Raw genomic sequence first — 1,251 nt, 5'->3', positions numbered from 1 at the left:
AACGGGCCCGACATATTCCATTGCTATTCCCATGTCTTCAAATCCTGCGGATGTTTTATTGGCTACAAATGTCAAACTATCCGTTACACGTTGGGTATTTTTCATCATGGATGCTGTATCTTCAGTCTTTAAACCAAACTGTTCAAGAATAGCAGTTGATGCAGACATTACTGTCCCGAAATCTTCCCCTGAGGCTCTTGAAGCATCTAATACCGCAGGCATGGCCCCAACGGTTTGATTAAAATCATAGCCACGCTTTATCATTTCTTCCATACCATCATTGATAGATGAGGTATCGATACCGTATTGTCTAGCCCATTGTTTAGATTTATCCGATAAAGTATCCATTTGCTTAGAAAGAACACTTGCTGGTGTTCCATCTGATAATAAAGCTTGGATTTCAGTCATCTTACCATTGAAATTAGTTGCTGCTTGAATTCCTTTTGCAAATACGGCAGTGACTGCTACTGAAGCAGGAGTAGAAACAGAAGCAATCGAATTTAATCCACCGCTTACTTTTTGAAATCCTGTCGATAGCTTAGGTAACAGAGATGTTTGTTTATACTGTTCCTCTGCTGCTAACTTTAACTGTGATTTAAATTGAGCCATCTGAGCACTTGCTCTTGAAATGTCAGCCGCATATTTTTGAGTACTAGAGCTTGCTTTCCCATCAACAAGTGAACCGTCATAAGATTTTTTGAGTAAATCTAATTGCCTTTTTTGCGTCTCAATGGATTTAGTAAGAACTTCCATTGGGCTTTTAACTCCATCAACACCTTTCCCAAATGTTGAAAATGAGGTTTGAGAAGTTTTTAAATCATTTTTTAAAGCGGATAATTGCTTGCTAACCCCGGTAACACCCTTTGCAAAGCTGGAATCATCAAAACCCATTTCAATTATCATTTTCCCTAAAGGTGTATCTGCCATTGCTTTCTCCTTGAACTTTTATTGTTAATTCAAGGATAAACAAAAAACGCCCTTAAAAAGTAGCGTTTTTAGCACCACTAAGCCAATTCTCAGCGGTTTTTTTATTTAAAAAGTACACTCCTATTATATCATTTTTCTTTCGTCTATTCTCCATATTCTTTACGAAGCCATGCTCTATATTTAGTTTCTTCTAGAATGATAAGACCACCCCCATCATCATGATAAGCTCCCGTCTCTTCAATTTCCTTTTGACGATATTCTTCACGATACTGATTCATCTCAGCGTTATATTTTTGCACTTCTCGCATCGCGATGAGTCTCGGG

Annotated in this window: 2 protein-coding genes; both read right to left on the bottom strand. The window is 38.0% G+C overall.

Translation table 11 applies throughout. The features are described from left to right. Positions 1-927: phage tail tape measure protein (locus AB6B24_RS12375; RefSeq protein WP_369164826.1), on the bottom strand; the 927-nt coding region annotated here is incomplete at its 3' end. A 143-nt stretch (positions 928-1,070) separates the two neighbouring features. Continuing rightward, on the bottom strand, positions 1,071-1,251 hold a 181-nt coding region (locus AB6B24_RS12370; RefSeq protein WP_369164825.1), incomplete at its 5' end, for a hypothetical protein.

Origin of the sequence: Lactococcus sp. AK05, assembly GCF_041026685.1 — a bacterium.
Taxonomy (GTDB): domain Bacteria; phylum Bacillota; class Bacilli; order Lactobacillales; family Streptococcaceae; genus Lactococcus; species Lactococcus lactis.
This window is presented reverse-complemented; position numbering and strand designations above follow the sequence as displayed.